The sequence below is a fragment of the Vibrio sp. Vb1337 genome (assembly GCF_033338715.1).
Taxonomy (GTDB): Bacteria; Pseudomonadota; Gammaproteobacteria; order Enterobacterales; family Vibrionaceae; genus Vibrio; species Vibrio alginolyticus.
Map to the genome: position 1 here is coordinate 264,565 of NZ_JAWOTD010000004.1, position 22,826 is coordinate 287,390.

The following is a 22,826-nucleotide window of genomic DNA, read 5'->3' on the forward strand; positions in this document are numbered from 1 at the left end:
TATCTCAAAAGTTTTCGCATGCGAGAACTTTAAAGCATCCCATTCCGTATAGTTTTCGCATGCGAGAACTTCTTACCAAATTCCATGCAAAAAAATACCCGCCAAAAATGACGGGCATATGAGAAAAAGTTTTCGCATGCGAAAACTTAACGCATCGATTTGCTGTTAACACTCCACGCTTCGAGATTTACGTCCTCGATAGAATATTCAAATTCTTCATCATCGACGTAGTAGGTATGTAGGTTTGCTTGCCAGTAGCCTTTATCAACTTGCTCTTGCTGGTACGCCCACGCAGCACACAACAAAATCGCAGGGTCTTCGAAATTGAAGTGTTGCTCTGTGATCACTTCTGAATCGCTGCCAAGGTCATAACCATGCTTGGCCATGAGCGATTTAACCGCCCACCAATAAGCGCCATAGTGACGGTACATGAGCGGATTGGCTTTAAGTGTTTTGTAAATGCCATCTACTTGAGCTTGGATAAATGCTTCTTTGCTTTGTGCTGTTTCTAGCGCCTCATCGAGTAAGGGCTGTAGATCTTCAACGGTAGGCAATTTCACTTGGGTAATCATTGTTGTCTCCAAAAAGTTTTCGCATGCGAGAACTTTTCGCATGCGAAAATTTGAGTTAGGCAGCTTCGGCCATTGTGTTATGAATGGTTAATAGCGATTTCGCTAGCAATTCCAAATCCGCTTTCGCAGAGATAAACCACCAGCCGCCATTAAATTCACTGCTTGCGTTTGATGCGAAGTCAGCGCCGTACTCGGCCTTAGCTTCCTTGTCACCAGCGAACATCACTTTAAGCGAACCTTTAAGGCCATTGTTGTCCATCAAACCAATGCGTTCGTATGGCTCTACAACAATCTCTTTTCGGTTGCGACCGCGCTTAGGCTTCCAGCTAATTGGTGAAGTCACCATTTTAACGTCGATGCCAATGCCTGACATTAGTTCGCTAAACTTCTCGATGCTCTCTACGTTAATGGCAGAGATATTATCGATTTTCACTTTCTGCGTTTCGGTCACTTTAACCTCGGCCTTTTCCGGCTTATCCGCATTTAGGTACTTCTCGATAAATTCCTCACGCTGTGCGCTCCGATAAGTGAATAGCGAACCATACGCACCTTTCATGCGATTCAATGACCAGTCATCCGAGAAGATTAGGCCATCACCGGATAGGAACTCACGTTCGCCAATAGCGTGTAGGTCAGCACATACCTTAAGCATGGTTTCTTGTGAGTTTTCGCCGTAAATCGCATCGACCTTTTTCAGTAGGTGAGTATCGGTCGTTGGTTTGTATTGCGTCATCCAGTACGCGATCTGTGATAGACGTTTCGCACGGTCAGGGTCGTTAGCCACCAGCTTAGTGAAGTCAGCGAATAGCTTATCTTCCAGCTCTGTGCGGTATTCGCTAGAGCGTTCGGTCAGAATATCGGTGTAACGAGTGAACTCACGAGCCGATAGGCGGCGAGCTTCGTGTGCGTTGGTGTAACCTGTCCATTTCAAATTGGTTAGATGGTTATCTAGCTCTTTAAGGAAAGTGATAGACGTTTTGTAAGTCGTCTCTGCTTTCAGTAACGCTTCTTGATAAAGCTCAGGGTATTTTTCCTCGAATGCTTTGATCTCAAGTGTCACCAGTTCAACAACTTCCTGTTCGCTCACTTGGTTGCCGTTTTCCATCGCCTGTTTGTCCCAATCGCTACCGATAAAGAAACTTAGAATGTCGTGTTCCAACATCACGCGACCTTTATCTTCCAATTGCTTGGTTACTTGGTCGAGTAGGGCTTTCACGATCGCTTTATCGCTCGCATCTGGATAAATCAGCGTTTGGTCTGGTTCAACATCCAATCCCCACGGCGTAGAGAATGAGCCGTCAGCATTGCGCACCAAACAACGGCGGCTGTTACCGTAGGCTTTCATTTTCTTTTCTGCGACCAGTTCAAAGAACGTCTCACGGTCAAACGTATGAGCGACTTCACTTAGTGGTACACCTTGGAGCGCTTTTGCTTCTAGCGCAGCTCTATCCTGATTCACTGGCGCAATTTCAATGATGCGCTCAACAGGTAGATCGACATAGTTGCGTGACGCTGGTTCGCCGTCCATTTCAGTAATAAAGCCGTCCACCGTGCCAGATTTACGGTCGAAGTTGGTGATCATGATTGTTGCTTTTGAATCGTACTCGGCGCTCCAAGAACGGCTCTTAACTTCGGCTTTGTAGGTGTAGCCATTACGCACAATCACACCGTTGCGAACAATGTATAACTCTGGATGAGTTAGGAAGTCAGGGTAATCCTTTAACACACCGTCATTGATGGCCAGCTCCATTGCTGGTTTCAATTTCTTGATGGTATCGCTCGCTTTGTCGCGGTTTTTGATCGCTGCCTCATAGGTTTTGATTTGGCTTTCTAGCGCAAACAGTCTGCCTTTGGTGCGTTGGTAGTTTTTGTGCTGCCAACTGCCGCGCTTCTCGCCCTCTGCACGTAGGCGATCTTCTTCCACCTCTTTGCGTAGTGGCTCTAACTTCTCGCGTAGTTCGGCCAGCTCGCCCTCAACCGTACTCACATCCAAAGCAAGCATTTGGGTGGCTTTGATGTACTTGCTGACGTTAATACTTGCTAGTCGGCGTTCCTCTAATTTGCGCTTGCGCTCAGCTTGACGCTTAGCCGCTTCGATACGGGCTTTCGCTTCTTCTGGATTTGCTGCCAGCATGATTGCAGTTTCGTCGGCTGCGTCTGCATCGGCGTTCGCAATGTACTTTTCATCACCTTTGAACATTGTCTCAATCCAAGTGGCTTTGCGTTGGATTGTGGCCAAGCGGAAATCATCGAATGAGCCTTTCGACGTGTAGTAGTGAACGTTCACGCTGTTTTGTTTAGAGCCAACACGCGCGCCACGGCCATTACGCTGTGTGATACTCATTGGAGTCCAAGGTAGCGTTAAGTGGTGAATATCGGTTGTGCCATGATGCAAGTTGATGCCGACTTCGCCTTTTTTATTGAGGATCATGAATTTGTATTTCGAGGTGTTGTAAGCATTGGCCATTGCTTCCAAACCCGCTTCCTCATCGTCCTCAGTCGCTTTAGAGCCTTTCTTACCCGCAACGGTATCGCTGTTCAAAATGCCGATTTCAGACAGCTTGCAACCAACAAAATCCGCAATGATTCGCGCGACTTTCTTGTGCTGTGTTTTTTCTTCGGTAAAGACAAGCTGCTTACCGCCAGCCAGATAAATCTCGCGCGCGTTCTCAAGGAACTTGGCGTACTTAGGGGAGACAGGGTGCGTAAATTTCAACTTGGCCTTGTCACAAATGTTTGTGAATCGGTCATCAAGTTGCTGGTGGAGCTGAACCACGCAGTGATCGCCCTCGACCTTAACGCTCTTATCAACCTTAACTTGGATTTTGCTTAGCTTAACCGTGCCGTCTGGTGCCACATCCTCAAAAGCGACCGTGACGGTATTTGGTAGCTTAGCTACTGCCGCCTCAACCTCTTTTTTGTTGTCCTTGGCGAATCGGTAAGTAACACGCTCATAGTACAAATCAAGGTCTGTACTTACCTTGTCCATTTTACGGATTAGGCCGAAAACCGTGTCGTTAGGGTATTGCTCTACAATCTCTTGGTTTTCGTCTTTGTCTGGATTACTGATTGCGTCAGCGCGCTGGCGTAGTTCCTCATATAGCGCTTCCTGTTCGCCATTCATTTGGACAACGCTTTGCTGGCTAATCAGGTCAGGAATGTGAACGTTGGCACCAACGGATTTAGCATCCTCGATCGTCATGTAGCGGTTAACGATGTTTCGAAGTGCGTCTAGGTTTTGGAATCCGAGTAGGGCTTCACGCTGTTCAACTTCGCCCGAAATCTTAGTAACCAGCGCTTCGCCAGTCTTACCAAACATGCGGATAAAGTCGTCGCTGTCAAAGATCCCCATCTTGGCAAACGTGTCTGCCGGAATGATGTGGGACAGCATATTGAACATATCAACAGGGCTGTTTACGGTTGGCGTAGCTGTTAGGAAGTAAACGCCTCGACCGTCATTGCGAGCCTTAATGACGTTGTTCTTAAGCTGCATATCGATAGCGCGATCGGCTTGCGCTTGGCTAGGCAAAAATGCCAGATTGTTTCGGTATGAGCCGCCCTTGTACGAGTTGCGGAAATCATGCGCCTCATCGACCATAACCGAATCGAACAGCAAGTCCTCAAAGTACGGTAGTTCTTCGTTTTTGGCCGTACCATCGTCAGCATATTTCGCTTCAAAGCGCGCGTTCTTCGCTTGATCTGTGTGGCTTTCCGCTTCCTTAACTAGCTTGCTTGAACCAGCAATCAAACCAGCATCGCGCATTTCAAGCACGTTGGCCGAAATCGTGTCCGGCTTCAATGGAATGCGGTTGTACACGTCTTTTGTCATTACCACGATGCGAGCGGTTGACTGTGTAAGCTGGTGGAGCTGTTCTGCTACGCGCTTGCCGTTTGTGTCTACGGTCAGTTTGGCGCGCAAGATAGGATCGCCTTTCTTGTCTAACTTCGGTTCGCCCGTTTCATCTAATACCGGTTCCCGAATGATTTTTCCGTCATCGTCTTTGTGAACTTCAAGGCCGATAAATACCTTGTCAGATAGATTGCTTTCACCAAAGAACAGGTCGGACTCATAGAACCAGTTCTCTAACACGGATTTAGGAACAACGATGGCCACACGGTTGGCGCGTTTGGTTTCTAGGTTGTGCTGCACGAGGCCAAGGCCAGTGAGCGTTTTACCCAAGCCAGTACCAAAGGCAATAATGCCGTTACCGTCTGCACTGTGACGGCGAATCGTTGAGTTTTGGTAAGGTAGGAACTCAATCGCACCAGATACGCCATTTAGCGTTAGTGGTGAGTCATCAAACTCCGGCTTAATCCAACCGTTAAACGTATTGTTGTAAACCTGTTCCAAGTATTCTGAATGGTCAGATGATGCAATCCATGTGGAAAACTCATCATCGAGGCGGCGCATTTGTTCACGGATAAGTGATTTATCTTCGTTCTTACTACCGCCACGAACCGCACCATAGTTGATGTACGATTCAATTTGACGCTCAAATCGCTCATCGCTGTTCGCTGCTTTACCTTTCACGCCATTACGAGTTAGGCCATCAATCCATTCGCCATCACGCCAACGGTAGCCAGTAAGGTATTGGCCGGATTCGCTTTGTACGAAATCCTCAAAGCCGTCCTTATCCTCGGTAAAGTCGCCCAAGATAAATTCCGTGTAGCCACGGTCATGCAGGAACTCAAGCATGATGTTTTTAGGAATCCACTTATCGGTAAGCTTCATCTTCACATCGGCAATCGAGATCTTGTTTCGCTTAGATTCGATGGCTTGAATTTGGCGCATGATGTTAGCTTTCACGGTATCGCTGGTGGTCGATACTAATTGTGCGGTCAGCTGATCCATGCGCTTACCGACTAGGCCAGTCGTCGCTTTATGGAATGCCGTCACCGTGCCGTCAGGGTTTACCGCTACCTCATCGATGTCCGCTAGGTAATCAAGCAACTGCTCATCGCTCATCGCATCGATACCGCTTGCGGTGTAATACGTGCGAACGTCATGCAGTGTCAGTGTGGTTATGCCTAGTTCACGGTCACATAGATGGAACACGTCACCAATGCGAGACGAACTGTATTGAACGGTCAGCTCACGCTTAAGGTCGCCTTTGAGTAGGTCAGACAGTTTGCCCTTAGAATCGATCGATGAGTGGTAGTAATTCCATGCAGAGACGTACTTCTCGCTTAAGTTGCTTAGCGCTTTCTTCGATACCTTAGAGCCGCCCATTAGTGCGTTCAGCTCTAACACTTCGCCGCTTAACTTCACGCGATATTGTTCGGTCTGGAAGTCCTCCGCGCCCATTGCCATGTTGGCCAAGTCGCTATTGGATGTCGTTCGGCTACCAGCAACCAGCGTTGCAAGTGTTTGAACTTTCATGCCAAGTAGAATGCCTTTGTAAGCGTGTTCTTGGCTTGCTTTTGGCAGCTTGGCAATCTCGCGCATTAGGGCTTTAAAGTCGTCATGACACAAGTAACCGTAATCTTCGAAAAGCTTGAGCGCTTGGCTGGCCGATAGCTTAAGCATCGATTCAGTAGAGTAGGTGATAGAACCGATCTCATCGGTGTTATCTACGCCATAGGTCGCCTTACTGATAACGCCTGTTTTCGCATTGCTTTCAGATAGCTCCCATTCGCCATCAATTATTTCGTACTGCTGGCCATTGCGGAAAATCGTGTCTCCATCGGAGTATTTCGCGCTCACTGGCTCGCTAACCGCTTCATCGAGTAACATCCAATCAATGCGACTGTCAAAGCGGCGCATTAACGACTCTTTAATATCATCGTTAGAACGGTTGCCACGCTTCACGACTTTGCGCGCAAACTTACCTACGCCCTCAACAGTCTGTTCGCCGTTGATGAATTTCTTACCCTCGCGCTCGAACCACTTACCTTTGAGCCAAGTGTCCCAAAGTACGTTAGATTCAATCAGCGTGTCGCGGTCGGCGCTATCAATCAGTGCTTTCGCTTGGTCGCTGTGTTTGCGCCAGATAACAAGGTCAGTCACTACGCCCGTATCAGAGAACGTGCCCGTTGGTAGTCGGTGCGCGCCCAAAAACTCCGCTTTAAGCGCGAGTTGTGTACGCCACTTCTCAAGGTTTTTCGCATCACAAATACGAGTTGGCAGCACTAGGGCAATCAAGCCACCAGCTTTCGCTTTATCGATAGAACGAGAAACGAAATACTGATCAGCGTACTTAATGTCTTTGTACGCTTTGTCTTTCATCGCGCTAGCGTCTCGAACACCATAAGGCGGGTTGCCGATCACTAGGTCAAAGTCGCCAATGCCAGGATTAGTTGCTACCGCTTCGAATGCCGATTGGATTACATGGTCTTCGGGGTGAAGAATTTGGTTGATGGCCGCTGAGGTCTGATCCATTTCTACGGATGTAGTCAGGGTGCCTTTAGGTTTGGTTTCGCTAAATACGCCCACGCCCGAACTTGGTTCAAGTACGCTACCGCCAGTAAAGCCATAGGAACGAACTGCATCCCAAGTCGCGCTCGCCAGCCATTTAGGCGTGTAGTATTCGTTGGTGGAGCCACCGATACCGCCAAAACCAGTGTAGTCGCGCAGAGCTGCTTTATCTTCGGGTGAAACGTTGGAGTAGTCGCCGTTGTACTTGGCGAGAATATCTTTGGCTAGTTGGTTAGCCTTAAGGCGCTGGTGGCCTTTTGGAGTGTCGCTAATATCGACAGCGAGCAAGGCTTCAAACTGGCGTACCAGTTCATCGATTGTTGTCGCCTGTTCAATACTGCGGGTTAAATCAGTGTTCATTGAACGTGCCTTTTATTCTTTGGATAAAAGCCAAAAAAAAAGTCGAGCTTTCGCCCGACTTTTTCCTTTCCTATTCCCCATCCCAAAAAAACGCCACTATCAATATCAATTTAAGTTAATGAATAATCTAAAATATCTAAGGAAGTAGATTTTTAGGGACGAGAGAATTATTCCGAACACGGCTATTATCATCAAGAATAAAAATTAGTGTTTTTGGTGAGTAACCAAGATTCAAAGGCAAGCAATTGAACTTTGACTAAAAAAAATTAACGCATAGAAAATCAATAATTTATTAGCGTATTGGTCACATTGACGCGATGCGCTATCATCCAAGATCATCCCCATCCCTGTAAAAAGCGCCTCAATTTACCGAGGTCGCACATGTCGCAAAACAAGGCATCAATTGGGCTAGCGGCAGCTTTAAAACAAGCGTTCCCTTTCTTTAACGAGAATGACGATAAAGAGAGTGGGATAAGTTTTGAATCTGGCGCTGGATACACGGGATCGCCATTCCACGATCGCGAACACCAATTAGATGAAAGCAACGGCGCTCTGACCAATGACGGTCGAAAAAGCTCAGACCGCTTTTTTCTGCACAAGCTGCCGAAAGATCGCTTCATGCTATATCCGATACTCAAGGAAATGGCCGAGGACAGCACGATTGATGCCGCGCTCAATCTGCACCTTGGTCACGCTCTTTCAGTATCAAACGACAATGGCATGGCTGTGTATCTTCATCCAACCGATGAGAAGTACGCCGAGTACGTAGGCCGTCTTAACCGAGAGCTGCTAACTCCAATCAACGAAAACCTAATGAACTGGACGTATTCAACGCTGGTTTATGGGGTTAACTATGTTCGCCCATACACGAAAGAGGGCGTGGGTATTACTCACTTTGAGGCCAACTACTACACGTTGCCAAACCAAATTCGTGAGTACGAACGTTCGGGCGAGCTAGCGGGATTTACTGCGGAATATCTACAAACCCGAGCGAACGGCGAACAGGTACGCCTTGCCGAGCCTTGGGCGCTTATCCCACTAAAAATGCCAATCTGGCGGCCAGATATGGATATACCGCCAGTTAACTACACTGGCCAGCGCTACTCACTTTATGACGATGCGTATTCACGCATGCCAATCGAGACGCAGAACTACGGCACATCCATTCTTCTTACCTGTTTTGAGGCTTGGTCGATGCTTCGCCAGTCCATTGCAGCGCTCGGCGCAAGTCGTGTGAATGCTTCACTTATCGATCGCATGGTAGCGGTAAACACTGACGGCTTAGATGCGGCCGGAGCTGCGGAATACATCAACATGGTCGCTGACCAGATGAAGCAAGACCGTCAAGAGGTGGTAGACCGTTCCCGCAAGCTAGGTTTCATTCCAACCGTCATCAACACGCTATTGCCATTTATGGGCGGCGCTAAAGGTGGCTTGCAGATCGATACCTTTACCACTGACCCGAATATCTCCCACATCGAAGACATTATGTTTCACCTTAAACGCTTAGCCGGAACGCTTGGCGTAGACCCATCCATGCTTGGGTTTGGTGATCTTCTTTCTGGTGGACTAGGCGAGGGCGGCTTCTTCCGCACATCGATTCAATCTGCACTACGCGCCAACCAAATCCGCGCAGCCGTGGTGGCGTTCGTTAAGCGCGCTATCGACATTCACACCATCTACCGAGACGGCAAGGTGTGGAATGACAACGATATGCCATTCGAGATCCGATTTAACTCTCTCAACACTGCTATCGAGCAAGAGAAGTCGGCAGCAATGGAGTCGCAAGCGAACTACGCAACCATGCTGACTACCGTGCTTGACCTTATCGAGCAATCCCCAATCGGCAAGTCTCCGATACTCAAAAACCATCTTTACACGTCCGTTGTTGGCCTCGATTCCGAGCTGGCCAATGAAGTCATTTCCGAGCTCGCGGCTCAAGTGGCTAAGAACGACAAAATGATGGAATCCATTGGCATGACTGACCAAAGCGAAGCGGAACGATTCGTTAGAGACGTAGTTCTCGACCTACTAACCGAAATCCAAAGCCATTAATGGAGAAAAGAAAGTGACAGCAAAAGCACTTAAACAAGTATCCGACCGTTTCAGCCTATTCAATGACGGTCGCAAGCTTAGCGCCAACAAGCGCAATTACATCATCAAAGCCGTGCAAGCGATGATCAACAGCCCACGAACTCAAGAGCTACTACGACTAGGCGAAGCGTATGGTTACTATGGCCATCAATCCCGCCAACGCGCTAATAAGCTCTCAATCGGTGAAACTGAGGTGATCATGATTAATGGTCGTCCGGTTGTGGTAGAAAACGTGCCATCTAACCGCACAGTCTCTATCACCTGTTCAGATGACGGTATTGTTGAACACACTCAAGAGTTTTTAGATACCGATACAGGCCGTATCGCTTTAGGTTTACACAATAGCCGTGCTGGTGGTTGGAGTTGGGCGACTGGTGGCCAAGATACACGCGAGGCATCGATCACGACTTCATATCACGGTATGGACTACGTGTTGCAGCCGAACTATATCAGCCTAGACCATCCGGCCATGATGATGGAAAGCGCGAACAGCGAGCAAATGATCCTCGAATCGCTACAGGAACAAGGTTTTGATGAGAAATCCGCGCGTAATATCTACGCAAACATGACTCAACAGACCAATATTGAGCTTGTTGGTGATCTTACTAACCAGCTTATGTACCTAGAAAGCGTGAATGCAGAGTTGCGTGAAAAGGTAGAGCAAAACGCTAAGGCAACCTCGATGCTGCTTGATGTTGTGGACTCTTTACCTATCTATGTAACCGATGCGCAGCGCAAAGCGATCGCCAACATGGCCACCAAGGAAGATCATCAAGTGGTGCGAGCTATGTTTGAGTCGCTAGGTTCCCGAAAAATGGCAACTTTACCGACAAATAGCTACGTTCCAGTAGAGCAAAAAGTGAGTGTTGCGCCTCAAATTAAACAGCAATTCGTCAACTTCGGATCTTCATCACGAAGATTCCAATAAGTTGATCAATTTAAAAGCGCCACCAGCGATTAGTAATTAAGTACAAAAACACTCAATTAAATCGAACATGCTGGTGGCCAATTCGGAATTTTATAAATCACTAGGCGCGACAGGACGAAAGTAGAGTTTATCTTTCTTGAAGTGCGTTGGTCGCCAGTCCCAACCAGCGATAGATACGCTATCTCGCGCGCCAGCAATATACGACACTGAGCGCAACACATTGACACCCTTATCAAAGTTAATCGCCTTATCGGCCTTTAGAACGAGTCTACCGTCTTTTTGGCTATGCAAACCAAAGGTGCAACCTGAGATTGTTACTAACAAATCCAATGGTAGCGCTGGGGCGTTCTTTTTCGGGAACTGTCGGCGCTTAAATTGTTGTTTTAATTGGTTAACTTGAGTTTCTAATTGCTGTTCAGCACTTGGTGGGGGAGTAAATTTCATCACAGAGTTATCCACAAAATTCGGTGTGTTCGGAATATTAACACGTCCAAAAGGAGTTTAAATAGATAAAATTTTTGGTAAACTCTAGCGCCAGATGGTAACGCACCTTGTTCGGAATCGCTTTGATACATAGACTTGTTTGATCAACCATTTACGATCAATAATAGGGGAGTTTTTCTGTAATTAGATCATGGCGATACCGTGATAGAGAGAAAGTGATTCGATTTCGGGCAACAGAAAATAAAAAAGCCCGCTTTGGCGAGCGGGCTTTCTTACTGAAATCGAGCTTTAAGCGGCAAACTTAAAGCGTCACGACAAACGAACTTAAGGAAAGTCATTATGCCGTAATGAATTAGACCGAAGCCTAATCAGGTGAGACAACGAGGTTGGCAGCCAAGAAGTCTCATTTAGATTGAATGTTTTTAAGCGATTTAGAACATCAATCTCAGCGAGCGTTACTTACACCACACTGAAGCAGGTGTAAGTATAACGTTCAAAGAGATCGGTGGCAAATTTTTGCGTCTTTTTTTGAGCGAATTTTATGCAAATTACACCTCTTTTGCTGAATCCTCGTTACTGGAAGTCAGGATTCAGAACACAAGCTTCCAATATCAAAGCCAATAAACCATTGGCACAACGTAAGCTTGCTTGCCTACTAGAAACTATCTCAAGCTTTATCCTTAAGCATGGTCACACTTGCTTTGCATCAAGCGATACCTTAGCGCGCACCTACAACGAGAACTGTCACCGTTACGGTTGTAAGCCAATCATAAAGCGCACTATTGATAACTACATCAAAAGCGCAAAAGAGCTTGGCCTGATCGCTTATGGCCAGCCAAAGCCAAACAATGCAACAGGTCAGAATCAACGTCACATCACTCTATGCGTTGATGGCATCCAAAACATGTTCACTGGTGCATACAAATACGCGCTACAAGCGGCAGAGAAGTTTTGTAATAGACAAAAATTGCATTTAGGGGGGTCTTCTGTGGAAAAACCTCTTGAAGCCAGTTCTGACAAGGCTTGCGAGCAATCAGACAAAAACAAAAATTGCAGCATAAATACAAAAGATCTCTCTACAGAGAGTAAAAATAAAATTAATAACGGTATCCCGTCTGATTCTTGGTTTTTGAAAATCTTCAAACGTGACGCTGACGAAGTAAAACAACTTCAACTAGCAGTTAAGCAAGGCCGCCTATCAGCTAGTGGAGCTCGTCGTGTTATCAAGCTGTACAACAAGCACCAACAGCCTTTAGCGCCTAAGTTCATGTCATACCTTAAGTTTGTGATTGCTAGCTGGCACAACAAGGCTGCAAGCGCCGTGAAAGCTAGCGTGAACAAGGTTCGTGATACAGCCACCATGTTAGCAGAGTACATGAACACCATTTCCGAGAAAGAGTCTCAAGGCTTAGTTGAATACTATCGTGACGCAGTTGGGCGAGTACAAGTCAGGTATCTGTAATCACTGCTTGATGTGAGTATTTCTATACATGCGTGACCTAAAATGTGTCATAATTACCTAAATCTTGTTATTTATGGATGTGCATTTGCATGAGTGATGAAGAATATTTCTACCCTGCGGTAAGCGATAACCTCCCGAAACATATCAAAAAAGGCCATCAACTGGTCTTTAGTCGTCAAGATCTATCCGCTAGGGAAGCAGATATGTTTGCGTTGATGATTGCACATATGAAACCAAGTGATTGGGAGCAGAACACACCACACTATGAGTTTACTTCACATCAATTATCAGAGTGGTTAGGTGTTGAGTCTAAACATATCGGTAGCAACTTAAGTCCAGTAGCAAACCGCCTAGCTAGTCGAAAAATCGGGATAAAGGTGGAAACCCCGAAAGGTGATATTGAATTCGACTATAGACCTCTTTTTAAACATATCGCTTATAAACACGGCATACTTACGATGGTTCCTAACGATATGCTTAAACCTGAGTATATTGAATATAATCAAGGATTTGCTCTGATTAATACTCGCAATTTCTTTGAGGTAAAGAAGGAGTATTCTAAGCGCTTGTACGAACTGCTTAGTCGCTTCAAAGACAAGGGCTTTGAAATGCATGCGCAAAAGCTTAGTGAACTGAAAGGAATATTTGGGCTTTTGGACGAATCAGGGAAGCTGAAAAAAGATAAAAGTTCCTTCAAAAACAACAGTGTATTTATGAAACGTTGTATCAGGGAAAGCATTAAAGAACTTTCTGAACACCCTCAGATTAGCAAAGAGCTTCTATTTTTAGAAAGCAGCCAAGGTGATAAGGGTTTTGAGGTTGTAAAGAAAGGTAGAACCATTACTGGAATCAAGTTTCTCTTCCGGTGGGTTAAACTAGGTTCAATTGATGAACTAAATCAACACGATGCTCTTAAGACAATTCGACAACTTGAATTGAAAAGGCTTCAAAACCAAGTCAGACTCACCGACTCTGAACTAGAATCACTTGCCATCGCGTACCGTTATGTGGGTAAAGAAGACCACGCTCTTAAAGTTGAAGCTAGCTTGTCAAAGCGACACTCAGAAAAAGAGCAACAAAAGCATGATGATGGAATGCATGAATTAGAGTCGTTAATGGAAAAGATAGATACCCTTTCAGAACTAACCGATACACACGATTACTGATAGCTAACAAGTTTTAGGTCAAGGGCTCGATAGATGACATTTTCTAGGTTGAAATGAGCTATGTGACACATTTTAGGTATATGGGAGTGAACTCGACGTGATCATTGACTCGAAAGTAGAAAAAACCGGACAAGACTCCTATACAACCATCTCACACACCTAAAATATGTCATTCAAGAGCAGAAACACCTAAAATCTGTTATCCAATCACCTGATATATGATCACTTTCACCTAGATTATGTAGCACTAAAGCCTGTAAGAAGATCACAAACACCTAATAAATGATCAATTAAACCTAGATCTTGTTACTTAAAGACCTAAAAAAAGATCTTTAGACGAGTTAAAACCAATTAAAATCAATACGTTACGGTTACTATAGATCTTATAGTTCTATAGTTCTCATAGATTGATATAGTTAAATATAGATCTTTATAGCGTATGTGGATAACTGGAAAATCAAAGATTTACACAGTTTCCCACATACACAACAAGTTTTTGTTGTTAAGATGAGTGAATGATCCTGGCTATAGACAACTGCGTGTTATAACTAATAGTGGTAGGTCAATTTTCAATCTAACTGATAGATGGACGATGAAAGGTAAATTTGGCAGGCAGAACCGAATTGCGATCGCATTTGTGTGAGTTCTTGACAAAAACACGAATTGACAGGAAATATTAATTATTGGATAGTTGTAAGTGTGCTCTAGAAGCAACAATGTACTTCTAGAGCGACAACGTTGTCTAGCCGAATAGTGCTTGCACTATAGCTGTGACTAACTTGATTAAAGCAATCAAGAGATCAACTAACTTGACCATATCTACCTCTCCAAAGGCTTATGGTTAAAGACAACGCACAAGGGTTTTTTAATGGCGGCCACCATTGATTGCCCGTATGCACGAAGTGAAGCTTTCTAGCTGCTTCGAGCTTGGTTGGTGATTACATAATTACCTCCAAATTAATTAAAGGTTGGGTTCTTCGAATCCAGCCTTTTTTTATATTCTTCACACAATCAAGGTTATTGGGGAACGTTTTGTTCCAAGTCTTGCTGTGCCTAGTATTCCAGACTTTTTGCTAATTTTGCAAACGCCCAAACGAGTTGGTTATCTCTTTCAGGTTTAGGCGCATGAAAACTCCCAAGTCCTTATGTCCCATTGTTATCAGATAATTCCCCTCTCATAAAGGAACGCTTTGAAAAATATTCATTTCTCTACATGAATCGGGATATGAGCAAGATTTTTATCCAATAATTCATGTTCATTTTTCCTTTCTGCTTGATGCCAACCTCAAAAGAAAGTTGCCGCTTCCAGCAGGTGGGTTAGCGCATTCAATGTATTGCTGTTAAGCCATCTTATCCTGTAAAAAATTAAAATGCTTCTCCGTACAAACTAATTGGGCCAAAAGTATAGGTTTAGCTACTATTTTTACAGTGTTTTTTCTTCCAAATAGCCTAAGTGTTGACAGTATTAAACTCAACTATTTGACGTCGATAAGACGCTAAACGATCTGGCGTCATGGTCACGTAAGGCGTCTGTTTTTCACTATACCGCTATTTTAAATGGAATGCGTGCTAATAGAACCTTACGGACGAGGTTTCTTGATGAATCAGTTCAAACTATCTTTCTCGATTGATGCTTTCTAATTTCTATTTTGATTTTATAAAGCGACAGTATTGTTGTTTAATTTGGTTGGTTTTTTGTTTTTTTTGTTGCTGGTGGTGTTTTGGTAGTATTCCGAATGGTAAGCACTTGCTCTATGAGTAGGTGCTTTTTTTATGCCTTAAATTCTTGAACGTTCGGATTAAGTATTGAGGCAAAAAAAAGCTTCGAGTTTCCCCGAAGCTTTCCATTACTCTTATCCCGATAGCTAAACGTATCCGTCTATGCGAGGTGGATTTTATCATCATCCACTTTGAAAAGAGAAGTGTTTATCTTGCTAAGTAGCTTATCTACAGGGATTTTCCACTTTTTACACAAGTCATATAGGTTGTTCTGACCGCTCTTAATTGCATTGGCCAAAGCGAAGTCTAAGACGCTGTTCGAGGTGTTGGTCATGTACTCTTTAACGTCTGCTTGGATTTGGTCGTGAACTTTTTTGCTGTTGTTCTCTGACATTTGCTGATTCCTCATATGAGTCTATTTGCCTGTTTGCTGAGACAAAAATACATCGTTTCGGTTTTTGTATCAATACTTTTTGCATTGTTTTTTAAGTGGGCTTATACTCCGTATAAAATTGATGTGTTCGGAATGAATGGTGGGTGAGGAAATTTCTGAAATTAAGCGATCTCAACTGGAACAACGGCAAAGAGAGCGAGACAAAAGCTCACCATCAATCCTGGATACATTCGAGGGCATAGAGCTTACGGACGAACGCGAAGCTCTGGCGAACCGGTTACAAGATGCCGATGTGACATTGGACGACAAACCGGATCGCTGCCCGACTTGCAATGGCACAGGTTACACCAAGTCGTTATTTAGCAAGTGGGAGTGCTGTAGCTGTTTTGGGACGGGTTACGACCTTTCCGATCCGGTTGCCGTTATCAAGTGGCAAAAGCTCTGCCTCGATTGGTCAAAGAATCGGTTACATGAATATCGCGTTGCCTTGATTAAGGCGACCACAACCGAGGAAGAACGACTAGCAAGTGAAGTGGAGAGCTTCTATGAAAATGCGAGACGCAAAGACTAAACAGGCCGCTCGAATCCAATCGCTTGAGTATCGACAGCAACGTGCAGCGCGAGTCAAGCGAGCGAGACGGCATGCAGATTTAACCATACTCGAAATGAGCAGGTTAATCGGGTTATCACCAGACACTTATCGAAAAATCGAGAATGGCGAAGTGAACCCAAGGGTGCAAAACCTAGAACTGATAGCGGTCTACACAAGTACAGACGTGGGTTATTTGTTCTTTGGTGATGCGATTTCTAACAGAGACGAAGCGGTAAAGAGAGATACCGGAGAATAACGAATGGCTTCAAGAGGCATTAACAAGGTCATTCTGGTTGGTAACTTGGGGTCAGATCCCGAAATCCGATACCTACCAAATGGCGGCGCAGTAGCGAATATCACGGTCGCTACATCCGAAACTTGGCGCGATAAAGCGTCAGGCGAGAACCGAGAAAAAACCGAGTGGCATCGAGTGGTGTTGTTCGGCAAGTTGGCCGAAGTGTCGGGGGAGTTCCTACGCAAAGGGTCACAAGTTTACATCGAGGGTCAATTGCAGACTCGCAAATGGAAAGACCAGCAAGGCCAAGACCGTTACAGCACAGAGGTAGTAGTTCAAGGCTTTAATGGCGTGATGCAAATGCTTGGCAATAACCGAGCTGGTGGCCAGCAGCAACAAGGCGGTTGGGGTCAACCTCAACAACCACAGCATTCACCACAGCAACAGGGTGGTTGGGATCAATCTCAACAGCAATACGGCGAGCCACCAATGGACTTTGACGATGAAATACCGTTCCAGAACGAGTTCCGTCATTACAAGATGCTGAGTTACGTGGCGGCTTAAACGATGAGTAAACAAAATTTAGCGTTAGCAACTCAAGACGACTTACTGATTGTACTGCGTCGATTGACATACTCCCCTAGCTAATTCGCTAGGGGATTCTTAGTTCAACACGCTTTCACTAGATAGCCTCTTTTGAGGCTATCCCCGATCCAGTCGCTCCCTAAGCTAACCCCGCCAGTCCAGCGGTTTTTATATTCTTCGCTGCGTTAATATCACGATCATGGTGCGTATTGCATTCTGGACAAGTCCAGTTTCGGATATTAAGCGGCATTGATTCGTGTACGAACCCACAACAGCTACAACGCTTTGAACTAGGGAAGAAGCGTTCTATCTCAACGATAGTTCGTCCAGCCCATTCTGCTTTGTATTTGAGTTGGCGAACGAACTCGCCCCAACTCGCATCAGCGATGTGTTTTGCTAGTTTTGGATTGCGGAGCATGTTCTTCACTTGTAGCGATTCAACACAAACAACTTGGTTTTCGTTTATCAGTTTGCGAGACAACTTGTGTAAGTTGTCTAATCGACTATCAGCAATTTTCGCGTGTAGACGGGCTACTTTCTGGCGCACCTTAGCGCGATTATTACTGCCTTTCTTTTTCTTGGCGAGTTGACGCTGTAGGTATGCCAGTTTGTTTTGGTAGTGTTTGAAGTGGCGAGGATTATCGACTTTCTCACCGCTATCTGTGATGAACAGGTTATTTAAACCCAAATCAATACCAACCGTTTTAGCGGTTACAGGCATTGGTTTAGGCTCAAAACGGCATAGCATAGACACAAAGTATCGGCCTGCGGTGTCTTTTGAGATTGTGACTGTGGTTGGTTCGCTAGGTAGTTCACGACTCCAATGGATATTAAGTGGCTGCTTGGACTTGGCAATAAATAGCTGTCCATCGCGGAACTTAAATGCAGATTTAGTGAACTCAGCAGACTGTTTGTGACGTTTCTTTTTTTCGACAGGGTATTTTGCTCGACCCTCAAAGAAGTTCTTAAAAGCAGCTTGCTGGTGACGTAGTGATTGTTGCAAAGGCACACAAGAAACATCATTAAGCCAGCTTAACTCCGGATCTTTCTTAAGCTCGGTTAATCGGCTTGATGCTGCGCTGTAGTTCACCTTAATTTTGTCATTACGATAAGCGTCAGTTCTCCAACGTAGGATTCTATTGTAAACAGTTCGCACACAACCGAACGTTCTTGCTAGAAGTTCAGCTTGCTCATCAGTTGGATAAAACCGTTGTTTGATTGCGATCTCTTTCATGTCTTACAAACGCTTTTGACTTAACTCATTGAGTTAGCCCCGCAATAAACGGGGCTTTCTCTCCCGATTTAATTTGTCTGGAAGTCCATTTTTTCTAGGGCAAGTTCAAACCCCGAGCAAAACAGATATTGAGCGTCCAGAATTGAATCAACGCGAAGATCACCACCACAAAGCAGCCAATCTTGAAAATGCTGTTCTGGTGAGTCGTTCCAATCGACAGGTTGTAAGGCGTTGTAGATCTGACAAAGAAGCTCTACAGGCGCGTTTAGATCTTGGGAGAGGTAATCTTGCGCAGCTTGAAGTGCGGCGCGCATGTTGATTGTAGAAGTACCAATCATGATTTTTGTCCTAGTAAGTTGATGTTTAACTCACCAAAACCGAGGCTAACCAGTGGTGGTGAGCTGATTCGGGATTAGCCTTACCGCCTACTAGGAAACGGCGCACCGAAGTGCTCCCAAACCAGCCCACCATAATTAGGATGTGCAGATTTTACGCAATAAAAAACCAGCAAGATGGGATGCTGGCGACTTGCGCCTAGTAAGTTTCGAGAGGCTAATCTCGACACTGGATTTTGCCAGTGCCCAAATAGATTAACTCCGAAAAAATAGGTTTTGCAAGTCGTTTTTTAACTATAATTTTTTATATGCAATCTGGCAAGTGTGAAAACGTTGATTTTAATGCTGTGTTCGGAATTTATAGTTAGCAAGCTTTGTCGTATAATCCCCTCGTCACCACAATAGAATTAACCACAAAGGGCAGCGTTCCTCCCCTCCCTCTTTCGGGAGGGGTATCCACGCTGAAACATTTAGATGACGTTAGGCCGCCTTGCCAAGCAGCGTGAGGCGGCAAAAAAGAGGTACAAAGTGGCTAACGTTAACGACTCCAATATCATTTCCCGCCTGTTATCTATTCCTGAGTGTTATCAGCTCGATTTCTTTGTTCGCAGTGCGCCAGCTATCCAAGACGACTCAACCTATTGGGACGTACTTGGAACGCTATGGAAAGCGCAAGGCTCGCACCAACATCAATGTGTGTGGTCGTCCCTGTTTACGTGCCCGAGACGCAACAAGCACAAGGTGATGAAATCGTCAGAGCGCAAGGCGTTCGCCAAGCTACCCAAGGTGATCACGGCCTACCGAGCTATCAATGACGAATCCGAAATCGAAACCGCACTTTGTTGGACGCTATCTGAGGACATTGCTAAGCGTGTTTTCTCGCAAGGTGGCCGCCGCAAAGTGGTAGCTAAGCAATTCACCAAGGACGAGGTATTTGCCTACTTTAACCGCCGTAAGGAACAAGAGATTTTAGTAACACAAGGGCTTATCTAGTTATGGCCAAGGCACCACGATTCGATCACTCTTTCCTCGCAAACCAAGTCGCTAAGCGCAAGAAGTGGAAAAGCAAAGGCGTGAAAGCTGGCCACGGTGGCGACTTCAATATCGATGCAGCACTTAACGAGATTAACCGTTCTGTTAATCACATCATCAATCCGGTATCGATAAACGTCCCTAATACCGCGCTGGTGGATAAGTCGGAACTACCAGCTTGGCTTATCCGTATTCTTGAGAAAGACAATGACGTTGCGCGCGCTGCAACACAGAAGAAAGTGGAACTGGATTCACCACACAAAACGCGCCTTGCACAAGGGATTAAGCGCCCGAAAGAGTTTAACGACACGAAACTGGCCGAACACTGGTTACAGGTGCGTTTGTTCTACACGTTAGAGACGCAGTACAAGGACATTTACCCACTGGTTTTCTCAATCCCTAATGGTGGCTACCGAACACCTAAAGCGGCTTCGATGATGAGCTATGAGGGACAAAAGAAAGGTGTGCCAGATATATTTTTTCCTATCCCGAGAGGGGTGTATCACGGGTTCTTTTTGGAGGTAAAAACGGAAAAAGGTCGCCCAAGTAAGGAACAACAGGAAAAGATAAAAATGTTCCAAAATCTAGGGTATTACGTGGTTGTGGCCAAGGGGTTTGATGAGTGCATTTGTCAAATTAATAGCTATCTCCAATTGCCAACATTTGATAACAAAACTAGACTAGCCGCATAAGTATATAAAAAGGGCTTAGTTATCTCATGTTAGCGAGTGAATATCACAGCATTGGCCAAAAGCCAGTTGATTTAGACGTGTTAGAAGCAACAAAGGTAGTCCGTAACTTCCTATGCGATTACCTTTACTATGACAAGTTGTTGCTAAGCTATGCTCCCGCAGGGGAATTTGGTAGCGCTCAAGCGTATCGCTGGCTTACTGGTGGTCATATTTGTGACTACGATGCTACTGGCGACACAATTGCACCAAGAGAGAAGATCAACTATCGAGTGATTAGAATGCTATTCGATGCTGGTCTAATCAAAGTGAAAACCAATATTCGAACACCACATACTCGCTGCGTCATCTTCGAATGGGTTCGAGACATTAAGAAATATCGTCGTGAAATCCTCCGTACTAAAATCTTTGGCGAGAATGTTTATCTGACTAGCGCAATGATTGATGCTACAGCGGCGCAATATGGTCTGACCGTGACGTTTGTCGGTGCGAGAGGTGTCTTTGAGATATTGGATGGTAATGGCAACTCAATCCCGAACGGCCAAGCCAAGAACACCTACATATTCATGAATAGTGTTGGTGAGCCAGTAGGCCGACTACGTGATATGTCCTATTGGGAATGGGAACAATACTTATACGACACAGCGACACGCGCCAACCTGCGCAAAACGCCTCTCAAAGTTCGTGATGGCATGCGCAGCCACTTTTCGGAGTTCAAACGAGCTTAATCAAATCCTTGATCATCTTTCCACAAATGCCGCCTATATGGGCGGTATTTTTTTGTATTAAAAACAGAAATCGTGTTCGGAATATTTACGGCGTATTCGGAATGGTTATAATCGTCGCATGGCAGGACGTAAACCCAAAAAAGACGCCTTTACGCCTCAACAGCGCTGGAATCGTCATCTGGCCAAAATGGCTAGGTTTGACATCAAACGTCAATACTATCGCGCCAGCGCGACACAACGAGAGCAAATTAGGCGACTCCAAATAGAACTTGGCTGTAGCAGTCGAGAAGAACTGGTTCTTTACGCCATCAATCTTCTAGGCCAACAGCACGGAATTTATCTGAAAGATATTCAAGAGGACTTAGCGTGTCTAAACAAAAAGCCGTAGGTAAGCACGAACTGATCTCAGCAATGAAAAAAGAAACGGGCGCATTACGTGAAGAATGCGAGCTGGTTTTTGATGCCTTTATCGAAGAAATCTCAACTCAAACCATGATTGAGGGCAATGCTGTATTGCTTAGTAGTTTCGGTACGTTCGCACCTCGCCTTAAGAAAGCGCGAGCTGGCCGTAATCCAAAAACGGGAGCACCAGCGATTGTAGCTGCGCGAGACAAGCTGACTTTTAGTGCATCGGATGTATTCCGCGATGAGCTGGCAAACAAGGTAAACGAGATCAAGGGGGCACATTAATGAGCACACGCTTAAACCGAACTGACATTGAAAGAAACATTTCTAAACGCCTTGGCTTAAAGCTTACTGGTGATGATGCAGAGCTGGTGGGCGATTGTCTGGATGCAATGATCAATCACATTCTGGTTGAGATTGCGAAAGGCCGTGAGGTGCAAATTCGAGGCTTTGGCCGTTTCCGTCACATAGAGCGTGAACGCACAACCATTAATCCGGCGACGAAAGAGCGCTTAGGTGTCAAAACCGAGCACAGCGTATTGTTCTCTGCTTACAAGGGCATGGTACGCGTCCATGAATGATAGCAAGGCAATTGGGCTACGTGTCTTTATCGGCTCCGTTCGGCTACTGGCCATAACCATTGTGTTAGCGCTGGTGGCTGTTGTCGGTATTGGCACATACAGCTTTTATGGATTGGTGGTCTATCCAAAGATAGAGCGAGTGAAGATTGATTTGGACGCAGAACGCATCGAGCGCATTACGGTAGCGGCCAAGAGTGGGGAGAAGTCAGAGAATGGCGCACCTAGTCAAAAGTAAGACCGTCGAGGGCGCAAAGAACAAATGGGCGACTCGTTGGGACTGTTTCTTTGATGCTCAATTCCTCTTTCGACGTGATACCGGAAAAGAGTTTGTTTTAGATGTGGCCGCCGAGCCACAAACCGCCAAGGTGAACCGCTTCTACGTGGCTCCTGACTGGATTAACGAACAGCCGAGTGGATTCCCAAGCCTTAAGCCAAAACACAAGGCCGCTCAGCTCCTAAACCCTGTTTGTGTTGGGTTCGATGGCCTACAAGGCGAATGGGAAGATGGCTGGTGGTGCAATCCCCCGTTCGACCTTAAGTTTGAGTTTCTGGAAAAGGCGCTAGAACAAGCCAGGAAAGGTCGTGACGGCATGATGCTGTTACCACATGAAGAACTCACAACGTGGTGGCTGGACTTGGTTGAGGGCTACGCCACGATGATTTACAAGCCGGATGGTCGTTACCCGTTCTATGAGACAGATGGACACACCAAAAAGCAAGGTGTGAACTTCGGCAGTGCATTAGTGCTCTTTACCGAGAAAGGTCTACAAACACCATCCATGCGCTTTAACCGTAAGGTAGGCAGAACGTACCTTACTGGTATCTATGAGCAAATCGCTAAAGTGGCTTAAGGGAG

General features: G+C 45.6%; 21 protein-coding genes. 15 read left to right on the forward strand and 6 right to left on the reverse strand.

The features are described 5' to 3' along the window. Nucleotides 1-146 precede the first annotated feature (146 nt). Together R7E42_RS06790 and R7E42_RS06795 are read right to left on the reverse strand one after the other, a co-directional pair. Nucleotides 147-572 (reverse strand): hypothetical protein, encoded by a 426-nt coding sequence (locus tag R7E42_RS06790; RefSeq protein ID WP_054579116.1) that lies wholly within the window; start codon nt 570-572, stop codon nt 147-149. 55 nt (nt 573-627) lie between these two features. Beyond that, nucleotides 628-7,347 (reverse strand): SNF2-related protein, encoded by a 6,720-nt coding sequence (locus R7E42_RS06795; protein ID WP_318072511.1) that lies wholly within the window; start codon nt 7,345-7,347, stop codon nt 628-630. A 381-nt stretch (nt 7,348-7,728) separates the two neighbouring features. Here R7E42_RS06795 and R7E42_RS06800 point away from each other — a divergent pair, with 381 nt between their 5' ends. Continuing rightward, entirely contained in the window at nt 7,729-9,402 is a 1,674-nt protein-coding gene (locus R7E42_RS06800) for a portal protein (protein WP_318072512.1), read from the forward strand. Between the two features lie 13 nt (nt 9,403-9,415). After that, a complete protein-coding gene (locus R7E42_RS06805; RefSeq protein WP_318072513.1) occupies nt 9,416-10,369 on the forward strand; it encodes a hypothetical protein in 954 nt (317 codons plus the stop codon). A 90-nt stretch (nt 10,370-10,459) separates the two neighbouring features. On the opposite strand, the gene R7E42_RS06810 is transcribed toward R7E42_RS06805, so the two are convergent. Further along, nucleotides 10,460-10,813, reverse strand: coding sequence for a hypothetical protein (locus R7E42_RS06810; protein ID WP_318072514.1), 354 nt, complete (start codon nt 10,811-10,813; stop codon nt 10,460-10,462). Between the two features lie 541 nt (nt 10,814-11,354). On the opposite strand from R7E42_RS06810, the gene R7E42_RS06815 reads away from it, so the two are divergent. After that, on the forward strand, nt 11,355-12,275 hold the full coding sequence (locus R7E42_RS06815; RefSeq protein ID WP_318072515.1) for a hypothetical protein: 921 nt from the start codon (nt 11,355-11,357) through the stop codon (nt 12,273-12,275). An 89-nt stretch (nt 12,276-12,364) separates the two neighbouring features. Continuing rightward, nucleotides 12,365-13,441, forward strand: coding sequence for a replication initiation protein (locus R7E42_RS06820; protein ID WP_213907389.1), 1,077 nt, complete (start codon nt 12,365-12,367; stop codon nt 13,439-13,441). Nucleotides 13,442-15,320: 1,879 nt separating this feature from the next. Here the strand turns inward: R7E42_RS06820 and R7E42_RS06825 are convergent. Continuing rightward, nucleotides 15,321-15,554 (reverse strand): hypothetical protein, encoded by a 234-nt coding sequence (locus R7E42_RS06825; RefSeq protein ID WP_206954369.1) that lies wholly within the window; start codon nt 15,552-15,554, stop codon nt 15,321-15,323. Between the two features lie 136 nt (nt 15,555-15,690). Between R7E42_RS06825 and R7E42_RS06830 the strand changes: the two genes are divergently transcribed. The 3 genes from R7E42_RS06830 to R7E42_RS06840 are packed head-to-tail and all read left to right on the forward strand — an operon-like array spanning nt 15,691 to nt 16,945. Beyond that, nucleotides 15,691-16,125, forward strand: coding sequence for a hypothetical protein (locus R7E42_RS06830; RefSeq protein WP_318072516.1), 435 nt, complete (start codon nt 15,691-15,693; stop codon nt 16,123-16,125). Next, on the forward strand, nt 16,100-16,402 hold the full coding sequence (locus tag R7E42_RS06835) for a helix-turn-helix transcriptional regulator (protein WP_318072517.1): 303 nt from the start codon (nt 16,100-16,102) through the stop codon (nt 16,400-16,402). The genes R7E42_RS06830 and R7E42_RS06835 overlap by 26 nt, the downstream gene beginning before the upstream one ends. Before the next feature lie 3 nt (nt 16,403-16,405). After that, nucleotides 16,406-16,945, forward strand: a complete 540-nt coding sequence (locus R7E42_RS06840; RefSeq protein WP_213868157.1) for a single-stranded DNA-binding protein — start codon at nt 16,406-16,408, stop codon at nt 16,943-16,945. 160 nt (nt 16,946-17,105) lie between these two features. Here the strand turns inward: R7E42_RS06840 and R7E42_RS06845 are convergent, their stop codons facing one another. Continuing rightward, nucleotides 17,106-18,200: an RNA-guided endonuclease InsQ/TnpB family protein gene (locus tag R7E42_RS06845; RefSeq protein WP_213868156.1), complete on the reverse strand. Its 1,095-nt coding sequence runs from the start codon at nt 18,198-18,200 to the stop codon at nt 17,106-17,108. Between the two features lie 68 nt (nt 18,201-18,268). Then, complete coding sequence (locus R7E42_RS06850; protein ID WP_024703886.1) at nt 18,269-18,538, reverse strand: hypothetical protein; 270 nt, start codon at nt 18,536-18,538, stop codon at nt 18,269-18,271. 525 nt (nt 18,539-19,063) lie between these two features. On the opposite strand from R7E42_RS06850, the gene R7E42_RS06855 reads away from it, so the two are divergent. The 8 genes from R7E42_RS06855 (at nt 19,064) to R7E42_RS06890 (ending at nt 22,821) form a co-directional block, all read left to right on the forward strand. Beyond that, complete coding sequence (locus R7E42_RS06855) at nt 19,064-19,528, forward strand: hypothetical protein (RefSeq protein ID WP_258480295.1); 465 nt, start codon at nt 19,064-19,066, stop codon at nt 19,526-19,528. A 2-nt stretch (nt 19,529-19,530) separates the two neighbouring features. Then, nucleotides 19,531-20,259, forward strand: coding sequence for a VRR-NUC domain-containing protein (locus R7E42_RS06860; protein WP_213962056.1), 729 nt, complete (start codon nt 19,531-19,533; stop codon nt 20,257-20,259). A gap of 26 nt (nt 20,260-20,285) precedes the next feature. Next, nucleotides 20,286-20,984, forward strand: a complete 699-nt coding sequence (locus R7E42_RS06865) for a hypothetical protein (protein ID WP_318072518.1) — start codon at nt 20,286-20,288, stop codon at nt 20,982-20,984. A gap of 118 nt (nt 20,985-21,102) precedes the next feature. Beyond that, nucleotides 21,103-21,372 carry a hypothetical protein gene (locus R7E42_RS06870; RefSeq protein WP_318072519.1) on the forward strand — a complete coding sequence of 90 codons (270 nt, stop codon included), beginning with the start codon at nt 21,103-21,105 and terminating at the stop codon, nt 21,370-21,372. After that, nucleotides 21,351-21,674 carry an HU family DNA-binding protein gene (locus tag R7E42_RS06875; protein ID WP_262645291.1) on the forward strand — a complete coding sequence of 108 codons (324 nt, stop codon included), beginning with the start codon at nt 21,351-21,353 and terminating at the stop codon, nt 21,672-21,674. Before R7E42_RS06870 ends, R7E42_RS06875 begins: the two co-directional genes overlap by 22 nt. Continuing rightward, complete coding sequence (locus R7E42_RS06880; RefSeq protein ID WP_158159308.1) at nt 21,674-21,970, forward strand: HU family DNA-binding protein; 297 nt, start codon at nt 21,674-21,676, stop codon at nt 21,968-21,970. The genes R7E42_RS06875 and R7E42_RS06880 overlap by 1 nt, the downstream gene beginning before the upstream one ends. Continuing rightward, nucleotides 21,963-22,205: a hypothetical protein gene (locus R7E42_RS06885; RefSeq protein ID WP_017634081.1), complete on the forward strand. Its 243-nt coding sequence runs from the start codon at nt 21,963-21,965 to the stop codon at nt 22,203-22,205. Before R7E42_RS06880 ends, R7E42_RS06885 begins: the two co-directional genes overlap by 8 nt. After that, on the forward strand, nt 22,183-22,821 hold the full coding sequence (locus tag R7E42_RS06890; RefSeq protein WP_318072520.1) for a DNA N-6-adenine-methyltransferase: 639 nt from the start codon (nt 22,183-22,185) through the stop codon (nt 22,819-22,821). The genes R7E42_RS06885 and R7E42_RS06890 overlap by 23 nt, the downstream gene beginning before the upstream one ends. Nucleotides 22,822-22,826: the final 5 nt, after the last annotated feature.

Bases quoted from the DNA above. Each gene is read 5' to 3' on its own strand.
- R7E42_RS06850 (WP_024703886.1), bottom strand. From the start codon at position 18,538: ATGATTGGTACTTCTACAATCAACATGCGCGCCGCACTTCAAGCTGCG.
- R7E42_RS06840 (WP_213868157.1), top strand. From the start codon at position 16,406: ATGGCTTCAAGAGGCATTAACAAGGTCATTCTGGTTGGTAACTTGGGG.
- R7E42_RS06845 (WP_213868156.1), bottom strand. From the start codon at position 18,200: ATGAAAGAGATCGCAATCAAACAACGGTTTTATCCAACTGATGAGCAA.
- R7E42_RS06790 (WP_054579116.1), bottom strand. From the start codon at position 572: ATGATTACCCAAGTGAAATTGCCTACCGTTGAAGATCTACAGCCCTTA.
- R7E42_RS06830 (WP_318072516.1), top strand. From the start codon at position 15,691: ATGGTGGGTGAGGAAATTTCTGAAATTAAGCGATCTCAACTGGAACAA.
- R7E42_RS06825 (WP_206954369.1), bottom strand. From the start codon at position 15,554: ATGTCAGAGAACAACAGCAAAAAAGTTCACGACCAAATCCAAGCAGAC.
- R7E42_RS06820 (WP_213907389.1), top strand. From the start codon at position 12,365: ATGAGTGATGAAGAATATTTCTACCCTGCGGTAAGCGATAACCTCCCG.
- R7E42_RS06870 (WP_318072519.1), top strand. From the start codon at position 21,103: ATGGCAGGACGTAAACCCAAAAAAGACGCCTTTACGCCTCAACAGCGC.
- R7E42_RS06795 (WP_318072511.1), bottom strand. From the start codon at position 7,347: ATGAACACTGATTTAACCCGCAGTATTGAACAGGCGACAACAATCGAT.
- R7E42_RS06815 (WP_318072515.1), top strand. From the start codon at position 11,355: ATGCAAATTACACCTCTTTTGCTGAATCCTCGTTACTGGAAGTCAGGA.
- R7E42_RS06890 (WP_318072520.1), top strand. From the start codon at position 22,183: ATGGCGCACCTAGTCAAAAGTAAGACCGTCGAGGGCGCAAAGAACAAA.
- R7E42_RS06800 (WP_318072512.1), top strand. From the start codon at position 7,729: ATGTCGCAAAACAAGGCATCAATTGGGCTAGCGGCAGCTTTAAAACAA.
- R7E42_RS06835 (WP_318072517.1), top strand. From the start codon at position 16,100: ATGAAAATGCGAGACGCAAAGACTAAACAGGCCGCTCGAATCCAATCG.
- R7E42_RS06880 (WP_158159308.1), top strand. From the start codon at position 21,674: ATGAGCACACGCTTAAACCGAACTGACATTGAAAGAAACATTTCTAAA.
- R7E42_RS06860 (WP_213962056.1), top strand. From the start codon at position 19,531: ATGGCCAAGGCACCACGATTCGATCACTCTTTCCTCGCAAACCAAGTC.
- R7E42_RS06885 (WP_017634081.1), top strand. From the start codon at position 21,963: ATGAATGATAGCAAGGCAATTGGGCTACGTGTCTTTATCGGCTCCGTT.
- R7E42_RS06865 (WP_318072518.1), top strand. From the start codon at position 20,286: ATGTTAGCGAGTGAATATCACAGCATTGGCCAAAAGCCAGTTGATTTA.
- R7E42_RS06810 (WP_318072514.1), bottom strand. From the start codon at position 10,813: ATGAAATTTACTCCCCCACCAAGTGCTGAACAGCAATTAGAAACTCAA.